Below are 19,941 nucleotides of genomic sequence, written 5' to 3'. Positions count from 1 at the left end.
ACGCCGCTACTCATCGCACGCCGCCACTCATCGCACGCCGCCACTCATCACGCACTGCCTTTCGCGAGCCGCTGGGCCAGCCAGTCGGCGGTGTAGGGGCGGTGCCAGGGCGTCAGGTTGGCACAGCCGTGGTTGCCCTCTTCGAGCACGAGCAGTTCGCTGTCGCCGCCCGCCGCGGCGGCCAGCAGCTCGGCGTGCCGCCAGGGCACGATCCGATCCTCGCGCCCGGCCACGACCAGCAGCGGCGCGGTGATGGCCGAGGCCGTGCCCTTCATGGTCAGGGTGCGGGCGATGCGGCGGGCCTCCTCCTCGGTAGCCGCGCCGGACCTGACGCGGAAGGTCTCCTTCGTCAGCGGCGGCAGGATGTCCCAGCAGTCGCCGAAGTCGTACGGCCCGGCCAGCGCCACACAAGCCTTGACCCGGTCCCCGGCGGCCGCCGCCACCCGCGGCGCGTAGTAGCCCCCCAGACTGACCCCCCACACCCCGAGCCTGGCCGCGTCCACCCGCGGCTCGGCGGCCAGCGCGTCGAGCAGCACCTCGCCGGGCCGCGACCAGTCGGCCCTGATCGGCAGCTCGTACTCGGCCTCCCCCTGGCCGGGCCCGTCCACGGCGAACGTGGCCAGCCCGCGTTCGAGGAAGAGCTGCTCGACCACCCGCTGCTCCTCCTTGGCCGAGTCGAGCCCGGACAACATCAGCACCGCGGGATGCGGCCCGGGACCGGATGGCAGCCGGAGTATCCCGACGAGCGTGCCTCCCTCGAAGTCGATCTCGACGCGGCGTCCGGGCGGCGACAGGTGGGGCAGGGCGTCGTCGAGGCAGGCCACGGCCCGCAGGTGGGCCCGGCGCGCCTGGTCGGGGTCGGTCACGAACACGAACTTGGCGAAGTGGAAGTAGAGCGCGGCCTGCGCCAGGTGCCCGCCCGCCGACAGGGTACGGCCGGTGGCCAGCGCCTGGCGGCCGAGCCGCTCGTGCCCGGCCGCCACCGCCGACCAGGCGGCGCACCAGCCGTCCCAGGTGTGCAGGCCGCGCGTGATGCGTTCGAAGTCGGAGACCGTCACGCCGTTGGCGGTGAACCGGGGTCCCCAGTGCGCGATGGCGGAAGCGACTCGCTCGTCCACCGTGTGCCACCTCCCAGGTAGAGCGACGCGATCTCGGGGTTGTCCCGGACGGCGGCGGCCGTACCGGTCAGGCGTACCCGGCCGCCCTCCATGACCACGCCGTGCGTGGCCAGGCCCAGGCCGAGCCGGACGTTCTGCTCGACCAGCAGCACGGTCGCGCCCGCCCGGCCGAGTTGCCCGATCACCTCGGCCACCCCGGCCAGCCCGCGCGGGTCGAGGCCGAGCGACGGCTCGTCGAGCAGGATGAGCCGCGGGGCGAGCATGAGGCAGCGGGCGATCTCGACCATGCGCCGCTGGCCGCCGCTGAGGTTGCCGGCGTGCTCGCGGGCGCGTTCGGCGACGATGGGCAGGCGCTGCCTGACCTCGTCGAGGCGTTCGGCGAGCAGCCGTTTGTCCTTGCGGATGAGGTAGCCGCCCATCAGCACGTTCTCCTGCACGGTCATGGCGGGGAACAACGCGTGCGACTGCGGCACCTGGGCGATGCCGCGGCGCAGGATCTCCTCGGGCGAGCGCCCGCCGATGGGCTCGCCGTCCAGGCGGACCTCGCCCTCGGTGGGCACGAGCAGGCCGCTGATGACGCGCAGCACCGTCGATTTGCCCGCGCCGTTCGGCCCGACCACGCAGGTGATCGTGCGTTCGGCGCATTCCAGATCGACACCGCGCAGTACGCTGCCGCCGCCGTAACCCGCGACCACCGCCTTGAGCTGCAACATTCATCTCACCGCCGGCGTCCAGTCGGTCCCAAGGTAGGCCTCAAGCACCGCCGGGTCCTGCCTGACGCGCCCGGGCGGCCCTTCGGCGATCATCCGGCCGCCCGCCAACACCGCGACCGGGTCGCACAGGTCCAGCACGAGCGGGATGTTGTGCTCGACGATCAGGAACGTGATCCCGGCCGCGTTGAGGTCGCGGATCACCTCGGCGATGCGGGCCAGCAGGCTCGGGTTCACGCCGCCGGCGGGCTCGTCCAGCAGGATCAGCTTGGGTTCGAGCATCAGCACCTGGGCCAGTTCGACGAGTTTCTGCTGCCCGTACGACAGCGCGCCCGCCTGCTGGGCGGCGAACCGGCCGAGCCCGACCAGTTCGAGCAGGTCGCGGGCGCGTTCTGCCTCGTGGCCGCGTACGGCGTCGGACAACATGGTCCGCCAGCGCGCGTCGGCCAGCGGAGCGACCACGTTCTCCCGCACGGTCAGGTCCCGGAACAGCCTGGTCACCTGGTACGACCGCGCCAGCCCCAGATGGCAGCGCCGCCACGGCCGCAGCCGGTCGATGCGCCGCCCGTCGAACCAGATCTCGCCGGAGTCGGCCGGCAGCCCGCCCGTGACCAGGTTGAACAGCGTGGTCTTGCCTGAGCCGTTCGGCCCGATCAGCGCCGTGATCGTGCCCTGCCGCACGTCGAGGGAGACGTCGTCCACGGCGGTGAGCCCACCGAACCGCTTGGACACGCCCCGCACCGACAGCAGCACCTCACCACGTCCGGACCGCTCGGGCACCCGCTCGCGCACGGACAGGACCGGCGGCTCGATGTACTCCACCGGCGCGGGACGCCTGCGCCGCCACCACGCCCCCACGGTCGGCAGCAGGCCCTCGGGCAGGAACAACACGACCAGCACCAGGGCGCCGCCGAACAGCAGCACCCGCGACTGCACGCCGCCCGCGTACACCGTGGCCGCCTCGCTGACCAGGTTGACCGCGAACGCGCCGACCACGGGCCCGTACAGCGTGCCGCGCCCGCCGGCCAGCGCCGCCAGCACGATCGTCACGCTGCCGAGGATGGCGAAGGAGCCGACGGGGTTGATGAAGGTCAGGTAGTAGGCGTAGACCCCGCCGGCGACGCCGATGAAGAAGGCGCTGGCCGCGTACGCGATGATCTTGAAGCGGGTGGTGTGCACGCCGATCGAGGCGGCCTTGCCCTCGTCCTGCCTGATCGCCACCAGCCCCGTGCCGAGCTTGGTGCGCCTGATCCACGCGCTGAACAACACGGTCACGACCAGCAGCAGCAGGAACGCGTAGTAGAACGGGATGTTCTGGAAGTCGCGGTGCCAGAACGGCAGCTCCAGCGTGATCCCGTCGGAGCCGCGCGTCAGGTCCCTGGAGTTGACCGCGACGATCTGCGCCGCCAGCAACATCGCGATCGTGATGATCACGAACGCGTGGCCGCGGGTCCGCAACACGATAGAGCCGATCAGCACCGCCACGACGGTCGCGACCACCCCGCCGAGCGGCGCGACCCACAGCGGGTTGACGCCCCACCGCAGGGCCAGGATGCCCACCGTGTACGACCCGAGCCCGAGGAACATGCCGTGCCCGAGCGAGACGTACCCGGCGTACCCGGAGATGATGTTCCAGCTCGTCGCCTGGATCGCCAGCAGGAACCCGAGCAGCAGCACCGCCTGCGGGTAGGGCTGCCACGGGTTGACCACGGGATAGACCAGCAGCCCGGCCAGGCACGCGCCCGCCACGAGGTGGGCCTTCACGCCGCGTCCTCCCGCAGCCGCGCCCCGAACAACCCCTGCGGCCTGACCAGCAGCACCGCCATGATCACCAGGTAGAAGACGAGCGTGGACCAGCCCAGCGACCCGTACGTCGCGGTCAGCGTCTCGGCCAGCCCGAGCACCACCGCCCCCGCCACCGCGCCGGCCAGGCTGCCGAGCCCGCCCAGCACCACGATCCCGAGCAGCCGCGAGATCCACTCGTAGTGCGAGGCGGGGAAGAACGGATAGAGCACCGACAGGATGGACCCGCCCACCCCGGCCGTGGCGCTGCCGATCGCGAACGCCAGCGCCGCCGTGCCCGCCGCGCTCACCCCGACCAGCGCGGCCCCCGGCGGGTTCTGCGTGGCCGCCCTGATCGCGCGTCCCGTCCAGGTCCTGTTGAGCACCCAGTACAACACCGCCAGCACCCCCGCCGCCGCCAGGAACCCGAACGCCTGCGCCTTCGGCAACGAGACCGACCCGACCCTGAAGGACTCCTCGAAGTACGGCGGCGCGGCCGACTTGAACTTGTTGCCCGCGGTGAGGTTCAGCACCCCCTCGATGACCAGCGCCAGCCCGAACGTCAGCAGCACCGACATGGACGCGGGCGCGCCCCGGATCCTGGAGATCAGCAGCCGGTAGGTCACCCACCCGAACCCGAACATCATCGGCGTCGTCACCACGGCCGCCACGATCGGGTCGATCCCGGTCCTGTTCCAGAGCCACCACGTCACCATGGCCACCAGCACGAGGAACGCGCCCTGCGCCACGTTGATGATCCGCATCACGCCGAAGATCAGCGTCAGCCCCGACGCCATCAGCGCGTAGACCCCGCCGATCAGCAGCCCCAGCACGACCGCCTGCGCGAAGTGCGCCATGGCTCACTTCCAGCCCGGCTTGGGGTTCACCACGGTCTTCGTGGTCGCCAGCTCCGGCGGCCCGACCACCTCGACCTTGCCGCCCTGCCACTGGGCCAGCAGGAAACTGCCCTCGGGCTCGCCGTTGTCCTTCCAGCTCAGCGGCCCGAGCAGGGTCTGCACGGTGTTCGCGTGCAACCAGTCCTTGATCTTGTCCTGGTCGACCGAGCCGACCGCCTCGACCGCGGCCTGCAACACCTGCGCCGCGGCGAACGCGTCCGCGGCGTCCTCGGCGGGCGGGGCGTCATGGGCCTTCCGGTACGCGGCCACGAACTCGGCGTTCAGCGGCGTGCCCGCCTTCTCGTTCCAGCTCACCGTGTAGAAGACGCCCTCGGTGCTGTCCACGCCCACGCCGTCGCTGTACTGGCTGGAGTTGCTCGGCGCGGACGTCTGGAACAACATCTTCGGCGAGAACCCGAGTTGCTTGAGCGAACGCACCATGCCCACGCCGTCCTCGAACACCGCCCCCTGCGCGACCAGGTCGGGCTTCCTGCTGGCCAGCGTGCCGGCGACGCTCTGGAAGTTCGTGGTGTCGGCCGGATAGACCTCGCTGTAGACGGTCCTGACGCCCAGCGCCTCCAACTGCTCCCGCATCGACTTGATGACGGGCAGCGCGAACGGGTCGTCCTGGCTCGGATAGGCGGCGGTCCCGGGCCGCTCACCCTCGGGCAGCGACTTGATCCAGTTCACGAACACGTCGGCCTGGCGGGGCGCGGTGGCGGGCTGGGCGAAGAAGAGGTACTTGAAGCCGCGCGTGAACATGTCGGGCGCGCCCCCGGCCGGCTCGACGAACACCATGCGGTTCTTCTCGGCCACCGCCGAGGCCGGGTAGTTCAGCAACGAGGAGAACGTGCCCAGCAGCAGGTCCACCCGGTCCTGGGTGATCAGCTTGGTGTAGTCGGCGACCACGGTGTCCTGGTTGCTCGCGTCATCGACGATCTTCAGCTCGACCGGCCTGCGCAGGACGCCGCCCTTGGCGTTCACCATGTCGCGCCAGATCTCGTAACCGCGCCTGGCCTCGCTGCCCGGCTGGGCGAAGTCGCCGGTCAGCGGGAGCGAGACGCCGATGACGAGCGGCTTGCCCGTCTCCTCCGCCCGGATCTCCGACGGCCGCTGCCCGCAGGCCGCCAGCATCAGCGCGGCCACCGACGCGATCACCGCGAGCGTGCGGGCGGGTTGTCCGGGGGAATGGGCGGTCATGAGCCCTCCTTCGATGAGCCTTCGCCGCGCGCCTACGCATCCCCCCGCAAACGATTGCGCTGCCTCGGAGCATCCGTTTGAATGCAGTTACTGTCAAGAGTGAGATGCCTTCGTACGCAAACGAGTGCACTCCTGGAGTGGTCATGCGGCCGGTGGTCGGCACCTTCAGCCCGTCCGTGCTGCTGCGCACCGGCAGGCGCCTCGGCCTGGTCGATGCCCGCGAGGTGCCCGTCACCTCCTCGCCCGCCCAGTTCGCCGCCCTGCTCGACGGTTCCCTCGACGCGGCGCTGACCAGCCCCGACAACGTCATCGCCTACCGCCACGTGCCCGGCAACCCGCTCGGCCGAACCGCCGACGTACGCATCGTCTCGGCCGTGGACCGTGGCCTCGGCCTGGCCCTCTACGCCCGCCCCGGGCTCGGCTCGGCGGCGGAGCTGAAGGGCGCGGCGATCGGCGTTGACGTGCCGGACTCGGGCTTCGCCTTCGCGCTGTACGCGGCGCTGGAGTCGGTGGGGCTGCGGCCCGGCGACTACCGTACGGTCGCGCTCGGGTCCACACCGCGCCGCCTGGAGGCGCTGCTGGGCGGCGGTTGCGCGGCGACCATGCTCAACGCGGGCTCCGACCTGCGGGCCGAGGACGCGGGGGCGGTGCGGCTGGCGGGGGTGCCGCGCCCGTACCTGGGGACCGTGCTGTGCTGTCTGGGCGAAGAGGACCCGGCCTTACGGGCTCTGGCGAACGCCTTGCGCGAAACCACCCGCACGATCCTCGCCGGCGACGCGGACGACCTGGTCACCGAGGAGGCCGCGACGGCACTGCGCCTGCCGCCCGCCACCGCGACGCGCTACCTTCAACGGCTGAAGGACCCCGACGAGGGCCTCGTCGCCGACGGCAAGGTGGACGCCGAGTCGCTGACCACGGTCCTCACCCTCAGACGCCGCTACGGCGACGCGCCCGAGGCGCCTGACCTGGGAGGCCGATGAGCAACCCCCGGCCGAGTCATCCATCCCCGGCCCCGACACTCCGCGACGTCGCCGAGGCCGCCGGGGTGCACACCGCCACGGCCTCCCGCGCCCTGAACCCGAAGACCCGCCAGCAGATCAGCGCCGAGACCGCCCGCCGCGTCATGCGCGCCGCACGGGCGCTCGGCTACCAGCCCAACTCGGTGGCGCGCAGCCTCAAGACCTCCCGCACCGGCACGGTCGGCCTGGTCATCCCCGACCTCACCAACCCGCTGTTCCCGCCGATCGTGCGGGGCGTGGAGAGCGTGCTGGAGCCCGGCGGCTACAACGTCTGGATCGTCAACACCGACAACGACGAGGAACGCGAACGTGCCCAGATCGACTCGCTCCGCTCCCGCCAGGTGGAGGGCCTCATCATCGCCACCGCCCGCCTGGACCACCCCCTGCTCCGGCACCTGCACGAGCAGGGCGTCCGGATGGTGCTGATCAACCGCCAGGTCGAGAACCTGCGCGTGCCCGCCGTCACGGGCGACGACGTCACGGGGGTGGCCGCCGCCGTGCACCACCTCGCCGCCCTCGGCCACACCAGGATCGCCCACCTGTCCGGCCCCCTGTCCACCTCCACGGGCCGGGCACGCGCCCGCGCCTTCCGCCACGCGGTCCGCGACCACGGCCTGCCCGACGACCTGATGCCGGAGTGCGCCCACTGGAGCGAGTCCGACGGCGCCACCGCCATGCGGAACCTGCTGGACCGCTCCCCCGGCGTCACGGCGGTCGTAGCCGGCAACGACCTCATCGCGCTGGGCTGCTACGACGTCTTCGCCGAACGCGGCCTGTCCTGCCCGGACGACGTGAGCGTGATCGGCTTCAACGACATGCCGTTCCTGGACAAACTCCGCCCACCGCTGACGACGGTGGCGGTGCCGCATCACGAGCTGGGGGCGGAGGCGGCCCGCATGCTCCTCGACACCCTCGACACCCCGGACCGGCCGGCCCGCTCGATCCTGCTGCCGGTGTCCCTGGTGGTACGGGGCTCGACGGCCGCACCGCGTACAGACTAGGGATTTCCCTTAATCCTCCCCCGAGGCAGCCCGCGCGGCCGTAAACCTACGTTGGCCCGGTGAGCTGGAGCCTTTTCGGAAGAACGATCCTCGCCGGCATCGCCATCGTGATGGCCGTGGTGCCACTGACGTTCCTGCTGTCCTTCCTGGGCTGGGACGTCGGCCAGGAACAGGAAGTGCAGGTGCGCTATCTCGCGTGGGCCGCGACACTGCCCAAGGACCAGGCTTTCGTGCTGGTCTCGATCGTCGGAGGCGCGCTGGGCGGGGCCCTGCACGTGCTCGCGTCGCTCACGTGGCACCTGGCGCACAACACCTTCGACCGCCGCTGGACCTTCTGGTTCCTGACCAACCCGCTCATGGGCGCCGGGCTGGCCACCGCGTTCCTGTTCGTGCTGCAGGCCGGGCTGGGCCAGGTCTCGTCGTCCGCGAGCAGCCTGTACGGCGTCGCCTCCATCGCGACGCTCAGCGGCCTGTTCACCCAGCACGCCCTGGGCAAGCTGAAGGACATCTTCGACGCGGCGTTCGCCGGCAAATCCGGCCAGATGGCCGCCGCCGCGTCCGTGCCCATCATCACCAGCGTGCAGTGGCGGTCCTGGGACGGCTCCATCGAGCTGACGGGGACCGGTTTCACCGACGACAGCGAGGTCTGGCACGGCGACACGAAGGTGCCGCCGACCAGGCGCACCGGCACGTCGATCACCATCCCCCTGCCGCAGGGCGTCCAGCCCGGCACCTCTGCGCGGCTGCGGGTTCGTAGTTCCGGCGGCATCTGGTCCAACGAGGCCGAAGTGGACGTGAGGTGAGCGGCATGGCGGGCCAGAGAAGGTTGCGTCTGGAGGCGCGGCCGGTGCCGCTGAACCAGTTGGACGAGCGGCAACGCAACGGCTTCCACCAGGTCCTCGCCTTCCTGGAGGCCGCGGTGTCCGAGGTGCCGCAGCAGGTCAGCACGAACGTTGCGGTGAACGGCCTGCCGACCGGGCCCTTCCTCACCCAGGCGCGGTCGAGCAGGACGGTGCTGGTCAGCGGCGGACGGGGCACGGGCAAGACCACTCTGCTGACGACACTGATCCGGGCTCTGGTGCAACCGGAGGAGCTGCGCAAGGAGGTGGTGTACGGGCAGGTCTCCGAACTCAGCAAACGGCTGGTGTGGCTGGAGACGCTGGACATGGAGGCGCTCGACCCCTCGGCGAACCTGCTCGGCGCGGTGCTGGCCAGACTCGAGAACACGATGGGGGCGATGTCCGTCGAGCCCCTGGCCGACGAGACCCTCTCCCTGGTGCACCCCAAGTCGGCCCTGCCCGACATCCGGCTCGAACTGGCCCGCCTGCAGACGTCGGTCGCCCTGTCCTTCGCGGGCAACCTCAAGGACCGGGGTGCCAGCCTCGACCAGGACACCTATGCGATCGAGGCCAGGCGCACGGAACGCGAACGGCTGAGCATCAACCGGCGCTTCTGCCAGGTGCTGCAGAATTTGAGCGCGCAGTTGGACAGAAAGCCTGAGTACCAGTCTCCCCTGTTCGTGCTGCCCGTCGATGACATGGACCTCAATCCGGCGATCTCCGTGCAGTTGCTGGAGTTGCTGCGGGCCGTGCAGTCCCCGCATCTGATCGTCGTCATGGCGGCCGACCTGGCGCTGCTCACGACGATCATGCGGCTGAAGTACCGGGGCGACATGTTGAGGTTGTCATGCAACGTGCCGCTGGACACCCCCGTGCGCGATCAGGTGGACGAGCTGGCGGACAACGCGCTGACCAAGCACCTGCCGGTGGCGCAGCGGGTGGTCCTCGACCTGGTCGAACCCGCGTGGGCGCTCCGGTACCGGCCGGAACCCGACCTGCCCAGCCTCGCCGCCAAGCTCGGGCACCTCCGTTTCGATGCCAGCACCCTTTCGCTGATGGGCAGGACCTCGGAGGCAATCACCTTGCCCGGACTCGAGGTGAGGTTCGCCGACGATGAGGAGACCATTGCCCGGGTGAGCGGCTACTCCTGGTCCTACGTGCTCCGTGCTCCCATTCGGCAGATCTCGGACCTCTATCTGAGCCTGGAAGAGGAGAACGTCGATCCTTTGGCTCTGCTGAGGCGGCGAGCCAAGGACCGAATCAGGGATCTCAGCCAGGGCTTCGAGGGGATGCGCCAGGAGATCTTCATCGATCACTGGCCTGGCGGCTGGCGGGTGATCATGGGTTCGAGGCACTTGGGCCCACGCCGGTCGAGGGCCTACATCGGGTGTGTGGACATCATGGGCAATGAAGGGCTGCGAGACGGTCATCCTCCCGCGAACCCACCAGTATTGCGAGACGCCTCGTGGCCTGGGCTGACGTTCTCCACCTACTGGGGATATGAGCGAACCGTCATGTGGCTCGCGGAGTCGGAGCGGCTATGGGTGGGCAAGCCGGATGCGCAGTTCGGTTCGTGGATCGCCGTCATGACCACGATTCTGCAAGAGGCCCTGGACTCGAAACCGTCCTTGCTCGTGCCTCACCAGAAGTTCCGGAGCACCTGGCCGACACTCCGCAAGCAACTGATCGATCTGCAGAACAAGCATTCGGTTCCTATCGTCCGGATCTGGAGAGAGCGGGTCATGGGCCTTCGCGAGTCGGACAAGGGCATGGCCGGCTCGGCCGCCAAAACGGCGCTCAATCTTCCCCCCATAGAGCCATGACCTCCTACGCCCGCACCGCCAGCCTCCCCTTCGATCATCTTCTCGCCGAGCTGACCGCGTTCCCGATCGTCTCCGAAGCCGCGCTGACCAATCCCATCACCCACCTCGACCCGAACATGGACCCGGCGACCGCGGGCCTGTGGCGGGCGGCCGAGGCCGAGTTGCTCTCCGCCGCCCCGGCCATGTCCCTGGACGAGCTCGTCGCCATGCGGGACGGCGCCTGGTTCGGCGGGTTCAACAACGGGCCGCGCTCGTTGCAGAAGCACCTCCGCTGCGTCACCGAGCTGTACGTGGAGGAGCGCGGCGGCGTCGTCGTGCCGCGCCTGCCGTACCCGTCCAGCGGCCCGATGGCCGCGACCCCCATGCACGCGCACGCCCGGCGCTCCTGGATGTGGCTGACCTTCGCCCTGCCCGCCGACCTGCTGCTGGCCACCAAGGCCGTGCGCGGCTGGATCCCCGAGCCTGACCTGTTCACCCCGGCCGTCCGCGACCTGCTCACGCAGGGCTTCGCCGAGACGCACCTGCACGTGGGCGCGGCCCTGGACTTCGGCACGCTGTGGGCCCTGCTGGTCGCCCGGCTGTCCGACCCGGGGCTCAAACTGGGAGAACTGGCCGCGCCCGGCGCCGTGCTGGCGGAAGGCAATGAGTTCACCCTGTGGCTCATCCGCGCCGCCATCGCCAGGGCGCTGCTCGGTGGTTTCCTGGCCTCGAACCATCCCGGCCCGTTCCTGAGCTACTTGCGCGACCTCCGTACACACGTGGTCAGGCACGCGGGAGCGGTGAACTTCGCCCTGGCCCAGTCGGCCCTGTCCGACCTGGCCTACGGGACGATCTCCAAGGTGCCGGTCGCCCAGCTCCAGGGCGCGTACGCGGCACTGGTCGGCACCTCGGGCGAGCGGATGGCGCGCAAACTGAGCAGCGCCCTGACCCTTGATCCGCTGGCGCGGGTGCTCGGCGACGGGCGGAGATCGACGGAGCAGATCTACGTTCACGAGGCGTGCGAGTACCTCGACGCCCGCGAGAACGCGGGCCGGCCCGATCAGGTCGCCGCGCAGCTCTTCTGGCAGACGGTACGGGTCAGGACGATGGTGTACCGGCACCTCACGCAACGCCCGCTGACACCGGGTTTGCCATGGTTCATGCGCTTCTACGACAGGATGGTCAAGACCCGGGGCAACGTCACCGAGGAACTCCTGGTGGAGGCCGCCGCCAGGACCTGCGGAGGCGACACGGGGCTGACGTCGCTGGAGATGCGCGCCAGCCCGAGCGCCGACATCAAGGACCTCGTCTGCTGGGTACGCACGCTGAGCAAGGCCGGCCCTCGCCCGGCCCTCACCGTTGCCCAGGACAACACCCGTCCGGCCGCCCCCGATGCCCAGGACGACACCCCTCCGGCCGTCGCCCGGACCGACCGCCCCGGCGCCGAGCTGGCCATGGTGTTCCACTTCCTGAAGCAGCGCGGCGGGGAGGCCAAACCGGGCGTGCCGCGCGTGGCCGGTGAGGGGGCCAACGCCGACCCCGACCCCAACCACAACGTCAACGCCAGCGGTTTCCGCTTCGGCTGGTACTACAGCGAGCAGCGCAGGGCCGCCTCCGCCCTGGCCCGGCTGCTGCACCAGTTGCCGCTGGCCCAGTTCCTGGTGCGCGGCCTCGACGTCTGCGCGGACGAACTGGGCGTGCCGATGTGGGTGCTGCGCCCGCTCGTCATGCACGTGCGCCGCGCCGCCACGGAGGGAGCCCAGTACCTGCGCGCCTTCCGCGGCCCGCAGCCGGATCCGCTGCGCACCACCGTGCACGCCGGGGAGGACTTCGCCCACCTGCTCACCGGCCTGCGCAGCATCCACGAGGCCGTCGAACTGCTGGAACTGCGCGAGGGCGACCGCCTCGGGCACGCGGTCGCGCTCGGCGTCGAGCCCCACAGGTGGGCCCAGCGGGCGGGCCGGGTGGCGATGCCGCTGCAGGACCGGATCATGGACCTGACCTGGGAGTGGACCTGGTGGACCCAGCGCGGGCAGGGGGCGGACGCGGCGCGGCTGGCGTACGTGGACCGGGAGATCTCCATGCTGGGCTGGGAGTGGTTCGGCAGGTCGATCAACCCGCTGCACATCGAGCGGCTCCGCCACGACCTCTGCGACCACGCCATGCTACGGGCCACCGGCTTTCCCGACGGCGTGACCACGCGCCCGCGCGACACGGACGGACGCGACGACACCGACGACCGCGACCGTGACCGAGCCAACGGGAACGGGAACGGCCGAGACCGTCCGCCGGGGCAGGACAGCCTGAGCAGGCGCCGGCGGCGGCTCGTGGACTACCTGACCGACCGGCACGTCTTCCGCAGAGGGCGCCGGATCCTGTGGGTGGACCCGACCGCCGAGGCGGGCGCGCTGGCCGAGATCCAAACTTCGCTCCGCGCCGAGATAGGCCGCCGCGGCCTGGCCATCGAGCTCAACCCCACCTCCAACCTCCTCATCGCCGACCTCGGCGACCTGCGCAACCACCCCCTCTGGCGGCTGTCGCCCCCGCTCCCCGTGGAAGGTCTCCCGCCCCTGGCCGTGACGGTCGGCTCCGACGACCCGCTGGTGTTCAACAGCAACCTGGCGGGTGAGTACCAGCTTCTGTTCGACTCCCTGGTCCTGGCCGGACTGACCGACTCCCAGGCCCTGGACTGGCTGGACAAGGTCCGCCGCACCGGCCTTGAGCGGCGGTTCAGCATGCCGCCGCAGCCCGCCCGCAACGTGTTCGACGTGGTCAACCCGAACAACCTCACCCCGCTCGACTAGCGTGGCGCGCGGCTTTGGTGATCACTCTCAGTTACCTTGCGAGGTGGATGGGGGGATCTGCAATGAATGGTTCGTATGGGGTCGTGTCCCGCAGGATGTTCGTGGGCGGTACGTTCGCCGCCGCTTTGGGAGGGGTGATCCCGGCGGGGGCCGCGGCGGCCGATCGGCCGCGACGGAGCGGACTGGTGTTGCGGGCCAAGCCCGTGACCGTCTCGCTGGGCAGGCGCAAGGTCTCCACCTGGGCCTACAACGACCTGCTGCCCGGTCCGGCGATCCGGGTCACGGCCGGCGACGTCGTACGGGCCAGGCTCGTCAACGACCTGCCCGCGCCGACCACCGTGCACTGGCACGGCATCAGGCTCGACGCGAAGATGGACGGGGCCCCGGGCTACTCGCAGCAGGCGACCCCGCCGGGCGGGACGTTCGACTACGCCTTCACCGTCCCCGACCCCGGCACGTACTTCTACCACTCGCACGTCGGCATGCAGAACGACCGCGGCCTGTACGGGCCGCTGATCGTGGCCCACCCGCGCGAGCCGCTCGGGTACGACGAGGAGTTCACGGTCGTGCTCGACGACTGGCTGGACGGCGTGGCCGGCACGCCCGACGAGGCGTTGAAGCGGCTGACCGCCAGCGCCGAGCACGACGACTCGTTGCGCAGTTCGCTGCTCGGCGGCGTCACGGGTGAGCTGCGGCACCCGTACCACCTGGTCAACGGCCGTACGGCGGACGCGCCCGAGGTGTTCGCCAGCCGGCCGGGGCGGCTCGTGAGGTTCCGGGTGATCAACGCGGCGGCCGACAGCGCGTTCCGGGTGGCGCTGGGCGGTCACCGGATGACCGTCACGCACACCGACGGGTTCCCTTGCGAGCCGGTCGAGGTGGACACGTTCCTGATCGGCATGGGTGAGCGCTACGACTTCCTCGTGCGGCTCGGCGAGGGGGCCTTTCCGCTGGTCGCGGTGGCGGAGGGGAAGCGGGCGCGGGCGTTCGCGGTCGTGCGCACGTCGCGCGGGGCGAGCGCGCCGGACAAGAACGTCCGGCTGGAGGAGTTGTACCGGCGGATGCTGAAGTACACCGACCTCAAGGCACACCCTTCCGACGCGCTGCCCCGCCCCGGCAGGAGCGTCACGGTGACGCTCGACATGCGCCCGTCCGGCAGCGAGTGGACGATGAACGGCAAGCTCGCCAAGGACCCGATGCGGCTGCGCGTGGAGCGGGGCGAGACGGTCAGGATCGTGATGGACAACCGCTCGCCCATGTGGCACCCGATGCACCTGCACGGCCACACCTTCCAGGTGCGGGCCGGCGGCCCGCACGGGCCGCGCAAGGACACCGTGAACATCCTGCCGCGCACACGCCTGAGCATCGACGTGCTCGCCGACAATCCGGGCGAGTGGATGTTCCACTGCCACAACCTCTACCACCAGGAGCAGGGCATGATGGGCGTGCTCGGCTACGGCCGGCCGTCGTCGCGCGAGCCGCAGATGCGTCACTGAGTCAGGAGCTCACCGCGCACTCCCCCCGGTCGGCGCGGCGCGGGCCGCCGGCGTCGGGGCGGATGTCGAAGTCGAAGATGGCCGTGGGCAGGTAGAGCGTGCAGCAGGCGTTCGGGATGTCCACCACGCCGCTGACCCGCCCCTCGACAGGGGCGGCGCTGATCAGCAGGTACGCCTGCTCGCCGCTGTAGCCGAACTTCTTGAGGTACTCGATCGCGTTCAGGCACGCGTTGCGATAGGCGATCGTGGCGTCGTTGTACAGGTTCGTGTCGGTGTCGTGGTCCACCGAGATACCGATGAAGGACAGGAACTCGGTGTAGCGCGGCTCGACGTTGCCCGGCATGAAGATCGGGTTGGTGGTGACGCCGTACTTCTCCATGCCGCCCTTGATGAGGTCCACGTGGAAGTCCACGAAGCCGCCCATCTCGATCGCGCCGCAGAAGCTGATCTCGCCGTCGCCCTGGCTGAAGTGCAGGTCGCCGCCCGACAGCAGGGCGCCCGGGACGTGCACGGGGTAGAAGACGCGGGCGCCGCGGGTGAAGTTCTTGATGTCGTGGTTGCCGCCGTTCTCCCTGGCGGGGACCGTACGCGCGCCCTCCCTGCCGACCCGCTCCAGCTCAGGGCCCTTCAGCGTGCCGGCCAGCACGCCGTGTTGCAGCGGCGGCAGCGCCAGCGGGGGCACCCGGTCGGGGTCTGTGTCGATGAGGGCCTGCTCCCTGGCGTTCCAGCGGGCCAGCAGGTACGGCGACGGCGCGGTGCCGAACAGGCCCGGATGCGTGATGCCGGTGAAGCGCACGCCCGGAATGTGCCGTGAGGTGGCCTGCTGGCCGTGAAAGTCCCAGACCGCCTTGTACGCCTGCGGGAACCGGTCGGTGAGGAACCCGCCGCCGTTCTCCCTGGCGAAAATGCCCGTGTACCCCCATCCCTCGCCCGGCGCGGCCCCGGCGGACTGCGGCACGGGCCCGAGGTCGAGGATGTCGAGGACGAGCAGGTCGCCCGGCTCGGCGCCCTGCACGGCGATGGGCCCGCTGAGCATGTGGCAGACCGACAGGTCCACGTCGCGCACGTCGTTCGCGGAGTCGTTGTTCCCGATCTGCCCGTCGGTCCACTCCCTGCACTCGACGCGGAACTCCGACCCCGGCCGCACGTTCGCGGCCGGCGGGATGTCGGGGTGCCAGCGGTTGTGCCCCGGGACCATCTGCGCGGCCATGGACAGGGACTGGTCGACGCTGAAGACGACTTCCGGCATGGGGTCCTCCTTGTGATGGCCCCCGGGTGGCGTCAGGGGCGGGGCAGACCGGCCCGGCGGGGGTCGGGCGGAGGCGCGGGCCCACGGCGGGCCGGAGGGACGCCGTTCACGACCCGGGGTTCGTGAGCGCTCGCCTCCGACGCCCGGCGTGCGCGGGCCTCGGCGGGCGGGGTACGGCCGAGCAGCGGCGGGGTGTATCGGCGGGGGGCCGGCTCTCCGCAGGTCGCGCAGGGCTCGGCGGGCTCCGCTGTGCCGATCGGCCGGCGTACCTCGAAGGGACCGCAGTCCGCGCAGTGGTAGGCGTACGTGGCCACGAGCCTGATCACCTCTCACCAAGGAATCTAGTTCGCACGACATATCCGTCAATAGCGCTATTCGGGCGGGTCTGGTGTTCGCATGATGCGCACGACGTGCGCTAGGGTGGGCCCATGCCTGCTGACGAACAGCCGATCCCCTCCGTGTGGGCCCGCCCGAGCCGCAAGCGCGAGCAGCCGCTGCTCACCCGGGAGAACATCGTGGCCGAGGCCGTGCGCCTGCTCGACGAGGAGGGCGCGGAGAACCTCAGCATGCGCCGCCTGGGCAGCCGGCTCGGCGCCGGCGCCACCTCGCTCTACCGCCACGTCGCCAGCAAGGACGAGCTGTTCGAGCTGGCCCTCGACGCGGTCTACGGCGACCTGCCGCTGCCCGACACCGGCGAGTGGCGCACGACCGTGACCGAGGTGGCGCGCGCCATGCGCGGCATCATCCTGCGGCACCCCTGGCTGGCGGCCAGGCTCGCCGAGGCCGGGCTGGCCTATCTCGGGCCCAACATGTTGCGGCAGAACGAGCACATGCTCGGCGTCTTCGAGCAGGCCGGTTTCCCGCCCGAGGAGGCCGACCACGCGATGACCACGGTCACCGCGTACGTGATCGGGATCGCGACCCCCGAGGCCGCGTGGTTGTCCATGGTCGCCCGCAGCGGGCAGAGCGAGCAGGAGTGGACCGAGCGGCTGTGGCCGGCGGCCGAGCGGGCGGTCCAGGACTACCCGCGCCTGCGGGCGCGGTACGAGGCGCAGAAGGGCGGCAACACCTCCGGCACCAACGTGGACACCTTCGAGTACGGCCTCCAGCGCGTCCTCGACGGCCTCCAGACCCGCCTGGCCTGAGACAGGCTACTCGGCCGATCCGCCCTTCATCGCGACCTTGGCCACGCTGCCGGCGGCTGCCTGCTTGAACGCCTTGGCCACCATGCTCCCCAGGGCGTCCTGTCCGGCCAGTTCCGCAGTCCGTTTGCGGTCCGCCTTGGGCAGCGCCTTGGCGATGAGCCCGGCGGCGTGCGCCAGCGAGACGAGCGCCAGCGTACGCCGGTCCGGCTCGGCCTCTGCCGCCAGCGCGGCCAGCACCCGCTCCCGTACCGACTCCCGGAAGGCGGGGTCGGCCTCGGGGAAGAGCTCCTCCTTGAACACCTTGAGGTAGGTGCGCCGCTGGATGGTGATCGCCCCGCGCACCGCGAGCCGCTCCAGCAGGCGCTCGCGCCGCGCGGGCGTGTACATCGCGGTCCAGCAGTCCTCGAATTCCGCCGGATCCTCCCGGAGCGCGAGCCTGCCGAGGATCTTGTCCAGCTCGGGGTCGCCGACGGGCGCGGGGTCGGTCACGCCGAACCGCCCGCCGGTGAATTCCAGCCGCTCGCGCAGGATCAGTTCGGCGAGCACGGCCGCGCTGATCGTGTAGTCCAGCATTTCCAGATTGATCAGCGCGGAGCCTTTGGGGCGGTAGGCGAGCAGGAGGAGTTCCTCGGCCAGTAATAAGTCCATGAAGCACAGACTGGCGCATCAACGCGCTTCCCGCGCGTCCCACCAGCACCCTTGCGAGGCGGCGCCGTGCTGCGAAAGGATCACCGAATCGAACCCCCCGTTTCTGCATGACGACTGGAGAGGCCTGTCGTGCGCACACAACAGAACATTGAGCAGTTCGGTTACCGGCAGGAGTTACGTCGCGGGGTCGGGCTGACCGACCTCGTGTTCTATGGCCTGGCGTTCATGGTGCCCATCGCACCATTTGCGATCTTCGGCACCGTTTATTCGGAATCCGGTGGAATGCCAGCCCTGGCGTATCTCGTCGGGATGATCGCGCTGCTGTTCACCGCCGCCTCCTATGCCCAGATGGTCAAGGCATTCCCCCTGTCGGGCTCGGTCTACAACTACGCGGGCCGCGGCATCTCCCCGCCGGTCGGGTTCATGACCGGGTGGATGATCATGCTCGACTACATCCTGGTGCCCTGCCTGCTCTACCTGGTGGCCTCGATCGCCATGAACGCGAGCGTGCCGGGCGTGCCCGTCTGGGTCTGGCTGATCATCTTCGTCGCCGTCAACACGGTGATCAACCTGCGCGGGATCCGGATGACGGTCAGGCTCACCAGAATCATGATCGTCTTCGAGCTGGTGGTCCTGGCGCTGTTCCTCCTGGTCGGCATCTGGGCGCTGTTCCAGGGCAAGGGCAGCGGCTTCAGCCTCGCGCCGCTGTTCGACTCCGAGGCGTTCACGTGGCAGGTGATGTTCGCCGCGGTGTCGGTGGCGGTCCTGTCCTTCCTCGGCTTCGACGGGATCAGCATGCTGGTGGAGGAGTCCACCGGCGGCTCCGCGCAGGTGGGCAGGGCCATGCGGCTCGCGCTCGTGCTGGCCGGCGTGCTGTTCATCGTCCAGGTCTGGGTCGCCGCGCTGCTCGTACCCGATCCCGCCGGACTGGCGGCCCAGCCCAGCGACACCGCCTTCTACGACGCCGCCGCGGTGGCGGGCGGCGAGTGGCTGCGGCACGTCACCACGTTCGCCACCGCGCTGTCCTGGGGCCTGGCCAACACCATGGTCGCCCAGGTGGCGGTCTCGCGGCTGCTGTACGCGATGGCCAGGGACAGGCAACTGCCCTCCTTCCTGGCCAAGGTGTCGCTCAAGCACTCGGTGCCGTCCAACGCCATCCTGCTCATCTGCGTGTTGTCGGTGGGCCTGGGCGTCTGGATGTCCACCCGCGAGGACGGCGTCTCCCTGTTGTCGAGCCTGATCAACATGGGCGCCATGGTCGCGTTCATCGTGCTGCACGTGTCGGTGATCGTGCACTACTCCCTCCGCACGGGCTCGGACAGCGTGTGGTCGCATCTGGTCGCGCCGCTGATCGGAGCAGGGATCCTGGTCTTCGTGGTGATCAACGCCAACGTCCTGGCGCAGGTGCTCGGCCTGGTCTGGCTGGGCGTCGGCATCGCGGTGCTGATCGCCCTGTACGCGCTCGGCCGCCGCCCGAGCCTGACCGGCGCCGACCGCCCGTAGGGAGCCGAGCCCTTCTCATGAGCAGTCTTCCGCTCCACCAGGACCTGTATCTCATCGCCCACGACCAGGCCGGCAAACCTCTGGTCCACGCGTCGTCGCTGGCGGTCGGCCTGGCCGGCGCGGCACTGCTGGACCTGCTGCTCGCCGGCCACGTCAAGGTGGGATCCGCGGGACTGACGGCCGAAGGGCAGGCGATCGGTGACGCCGTGGCCGACGGCCTGCTCGCCATGGCCGCCGCCGGCCCCGACCCCAGGTCCCTGCTCAAGCAGGCGTCCATGGGGGACGTGTACGGGCGGGTCCGCGAGGGCCTGCTCGGCTCGGGAGTGCTCGTCCGGGTGAGCAGGCGGCGAATGGGCATGTTGCCGTACACGCGGTACGAACTGGCCGACATCGCCTCGATCGTGCGGGCCTCCTCGGGGGTGCGCTCTGCGGTAGAGGGCTGGAAGACGCCGGACGCGCGTTGCGCGGGGTTGTGCGGGCTGGTGGCGGTGCTGCGGCTGGAGTCGCAGCTCTACCTCGACCAGCCGGCCGCCCGGCTGGTCACCCGCCTGCGCGAGATCGCCGCGGCCGCCGCGCCGCCGGTCGGCCGGCTCGTGGAGACCGTGGACACGCTGGTCGGGGAGGCGGCCGTGGCCGTGTACCGCTGACCGGCACGTGGACGATGCCCCTTATGCGAGTTACGCTCCGCTGGCTACCAACAGTCGGGGGACGGTCACCAGCTCGCATGGG

17 protein-coding genes are annotated in these 19,941 nt (G+C 70.5%); 9 read left to right on the top strand and 8 right to left on the bottom strand.

The window, feature by feature from the left end; translation table 11 throughout:
- Window positions 1-47 precede the first annotated feature (47 nt).
- Genes AB0I81_RS12275 through AB0I81_RS12255 form a run of 5 tightly spaced genes read right to left on the bottom strand, consistent with a single transcriptional unit; the run spans window position 48 to window position 5,706 of the window.
- Window positions 48-1,118, bottom strand: coding sequence for an alpha/beta hydrolase (locus AB0I81_RS12275; RefSeq protein ID WP_360654324.1), 1,071 nt, complete (start codon window positions 1,116-1,118; stop codon window positions 48-50).
- Window positions 1,055-1,831, bottom strand: coding sequence for an ABC transporter ATP-binding protein (locus tag AB0I81_RS12270; protein WP_360654321.1), 777 nt, complete (start codon window positions 1,829-1,831; stop codon window positions 1,055-1,057). Before AB0I81_RS12270 ends, AB0I81_RS12275 begins: the two co-directional genes overlap by 64 nt.
- A complete protein-coding gene (locus AB0I81_RS12265; protein ID WP_360654318.1) occupies window positions 1,832-3,592 on the bottom strand; it encodes a branched-chain amino acid ABC transporter ATP-binding protein/permease in 1,761 nt (586 codons plus the stop codon).
- Window positions 3,589-4,467, bottom strand: coding sequence for a branched-chain amino acid ABC transporter permease (locus AB0I81_RS12260; RefSeq protein WP_360654315.1), 879 nt, complete (start codon window positions 4,465-4,467; stop codon window positions 3,589-3,591). The genes AB0I81_RS12265 and AB0I81_RS12260 overlap by 4 nt, the downstream gene beginning before the upstream one ends.
- A gap of 3 nt (window positions 4,468-4,470) precedes the next feature.
- Window positions 4,471-5,706, bottom strand: coding sequence for an amino acid ABC transporter substrate-binding protein (locus AB0I81_RS12255; RefSeq protein ID WP_360654312.1), 1,236 nt, complete (start codon window positions 5,704-5,706; stop codon window positions 4,471-4,473).
- A 143-nt stretch (window positions 5,707-5,849) separates the two neighbouring features.
- On the opposite strand from AB0I81_RS12255, the gene AB0I81_RS12250 reads away from it, so the two are divergent.
- The 6 genes from AB0I81_RS12250 (at window position 5,850) to AB0I81_RS12225 (ending at window position 14,667) form a co-directional block, all read left to right on the top strand.
- On the top strand, window positions 5,850-6,686 hold the full coding sequence (locus AB0I81_RS12250) for a hypothetical protein (protein WP_360654309.1): 837 nt from the start codon (window positions 5,850-5,852) through the stop codon (window positions 6,684-6,686).
- Complete coding sequence (locus tag AB0I81_RS12245) at window positions 6,683-7,726, top strand: LacI family DNA-binding transcriptional regulator (RefSeq protein ID WP_360654306.1); 1,044 nt, start codon at window positions 6,683-6,685, stop codon at window positions 7,724-7,726. The genes AB0I81_RS12250 and AB0I81_RS12245 overlap by 4 nt, the downstream gene beginning before the upstream one ends.
- Window positions 7,727-7,785: 59 nt before the next feature.
- Window positions 7,786-8,529 (top strand): hypothetical protein, encoded by a 744-nt coding sequence (locus AB0I81_RS12240; protein WP_360654303.1) that lies wholly within the window; start codon window positions 7,786-7,788, stop codon window positions 8,527-8,529.
- A gap of 5 nt (window positions 8,530-8,534) precedes the next feature.
- Window positions 8,535-10,388 (top strand): AAA family ATPase, encoded by a 1,854-nt coding sequence (locus tag AB0I81_RS12235; RefSeq protein ID WP_360654300.1) that lies wholly within the window; start codon window positions 8,535-8,537, stop codon window positions 10,386-10,388.
- The gene (locus AB0I81_RS12230; protein WP_360654297.1) at window positions 10,385-13,171 is read left to right on the top strand and encodes a hypothetical protein; all 2,787 of its coding nucleotides are present in this window, start codon (window positions 10,385-10,387) and stop codon (window positions 13,169-13,171) included. Before AB0I81_RS12235 ends, AB0I81_RS12230 begins: the two co-directional genes overlap by 4 nt.
- Window positions 13,172-13,233: 62 nt before the next feature.
- On the top strand, window positions 13,234-14,667 hold the full coding sequence (locus AB0I81_RS12225; RefSeq protein ID WP_360654294.1) for a multicopper oxidase family protein: 1,434 nt from the start codon (window positions 13,234-13,236) through the stop codon (window positions 14,665-14,667).
- A 1-nt stretch (window position 14,668) separates the two neighbouring features.
- Here AB0I81_RS12225 and fmdA read toward each other — a convergent pair whose 3' ends face one another.
- A complete protein-coding gene (fmdA, locus tag AB0I81_RS12220) occupies window positions 14,669-15,916 on the bottom strand; it encodes a formamidase (RefSeq protein ID WP_360654291.1) in 1,248 nt (415 codons plus the stop codon).
- 32 nt (window positions 15,917-15,948) lie between these two features.
- Window positions 15,949-16,242 (bottom strand): FmdB family zinc ribbon protein, encoded by a 294-nt coding sequence (locus AB0I81_RS12215; protein ID WP_360654288.1) that lies wholly within the window; start codon window positions 16,240-16,242, stop codon window positions 15,949-15,951.
- A gap of 102 nt (window positions 16,243-16,344) precedes the next feature.
- On the opposite strand from AB0I81_RS12215, the gene AB0I81_RS12210 reads away from it, so the two are divergent.
- On the top strand, window positions 16,345-17,061 hold the full coding sequence (locus AB0I81_RS12210; protein WP_360654285.1) for a TetR/AcrR family transcriptional regulator: 717 nt from the start codon (window positions 16,345-16,347) through the stop codon (window positions 17,059-17,061).
- 6 nt (window positions 17,062-17,067) lie between these two features.
- Here the strand turns inward: AB0I81_RS12210 and AB0I81_RS12205 are convergent, their stop codons facing one another.
- A complete protein-coding gene (locus AB0I81_RS12205; protein WP_360654282.1) occupies window positions 17,068-17,709 on the bottom strand; it encodes a GPP34 family phosphoprotein in 642 nt (213 codons plus the stop codon).
- A gap of 129 nt (window positions 17,710-17,838) precedes the next feature.
- Here AB0I81_RS12205 and AB0I81_RS12200 point away from each other — a divergent pair, with 129 nt between their 5' ends.
- Together AB0I81_RS12200 and AB0I81_RS12195 are read left to right on the top strand one after the other, a co-directional pair.
- Entirely contained in the window at window positions 17,839-19,212 is a 1,374-nt protein-coding gene (locus tag AB0I81_RS12200) for an APC family permease (protein WP_360654279.1), read from the top strand.
- A 17-nt stretch (window positions 19,213-19,229) separates the two neighbouring features.
- Window positions 19,230-19,859, top strand: a complete 630-nt coding sequence (locus AB0I81_RS12195; protein ID WP_360654276.1) for a GPP34 family phosphoprotein — start codon at window positions 19,230-19,232, stop codon at window positions 19,857-19,859.
- The last annotated feature ends 82 nt before the right edge of the window (window positions 19,860-19,941 follow it).

Source organism: Nonomuraea sp. NPDC050404, assembly GCF_040655495.1.
GTDB lineage: Bacteria > Actinomycetota > Actinomycetes > Streptosporangiales > Streptosporangiaceae > Nonomuraea.
The sequence above is the reverse complement of the archived record's forward strand: the minus strand, read 5'-3'. Positions and strand labels throughout refer to the sequence as shown.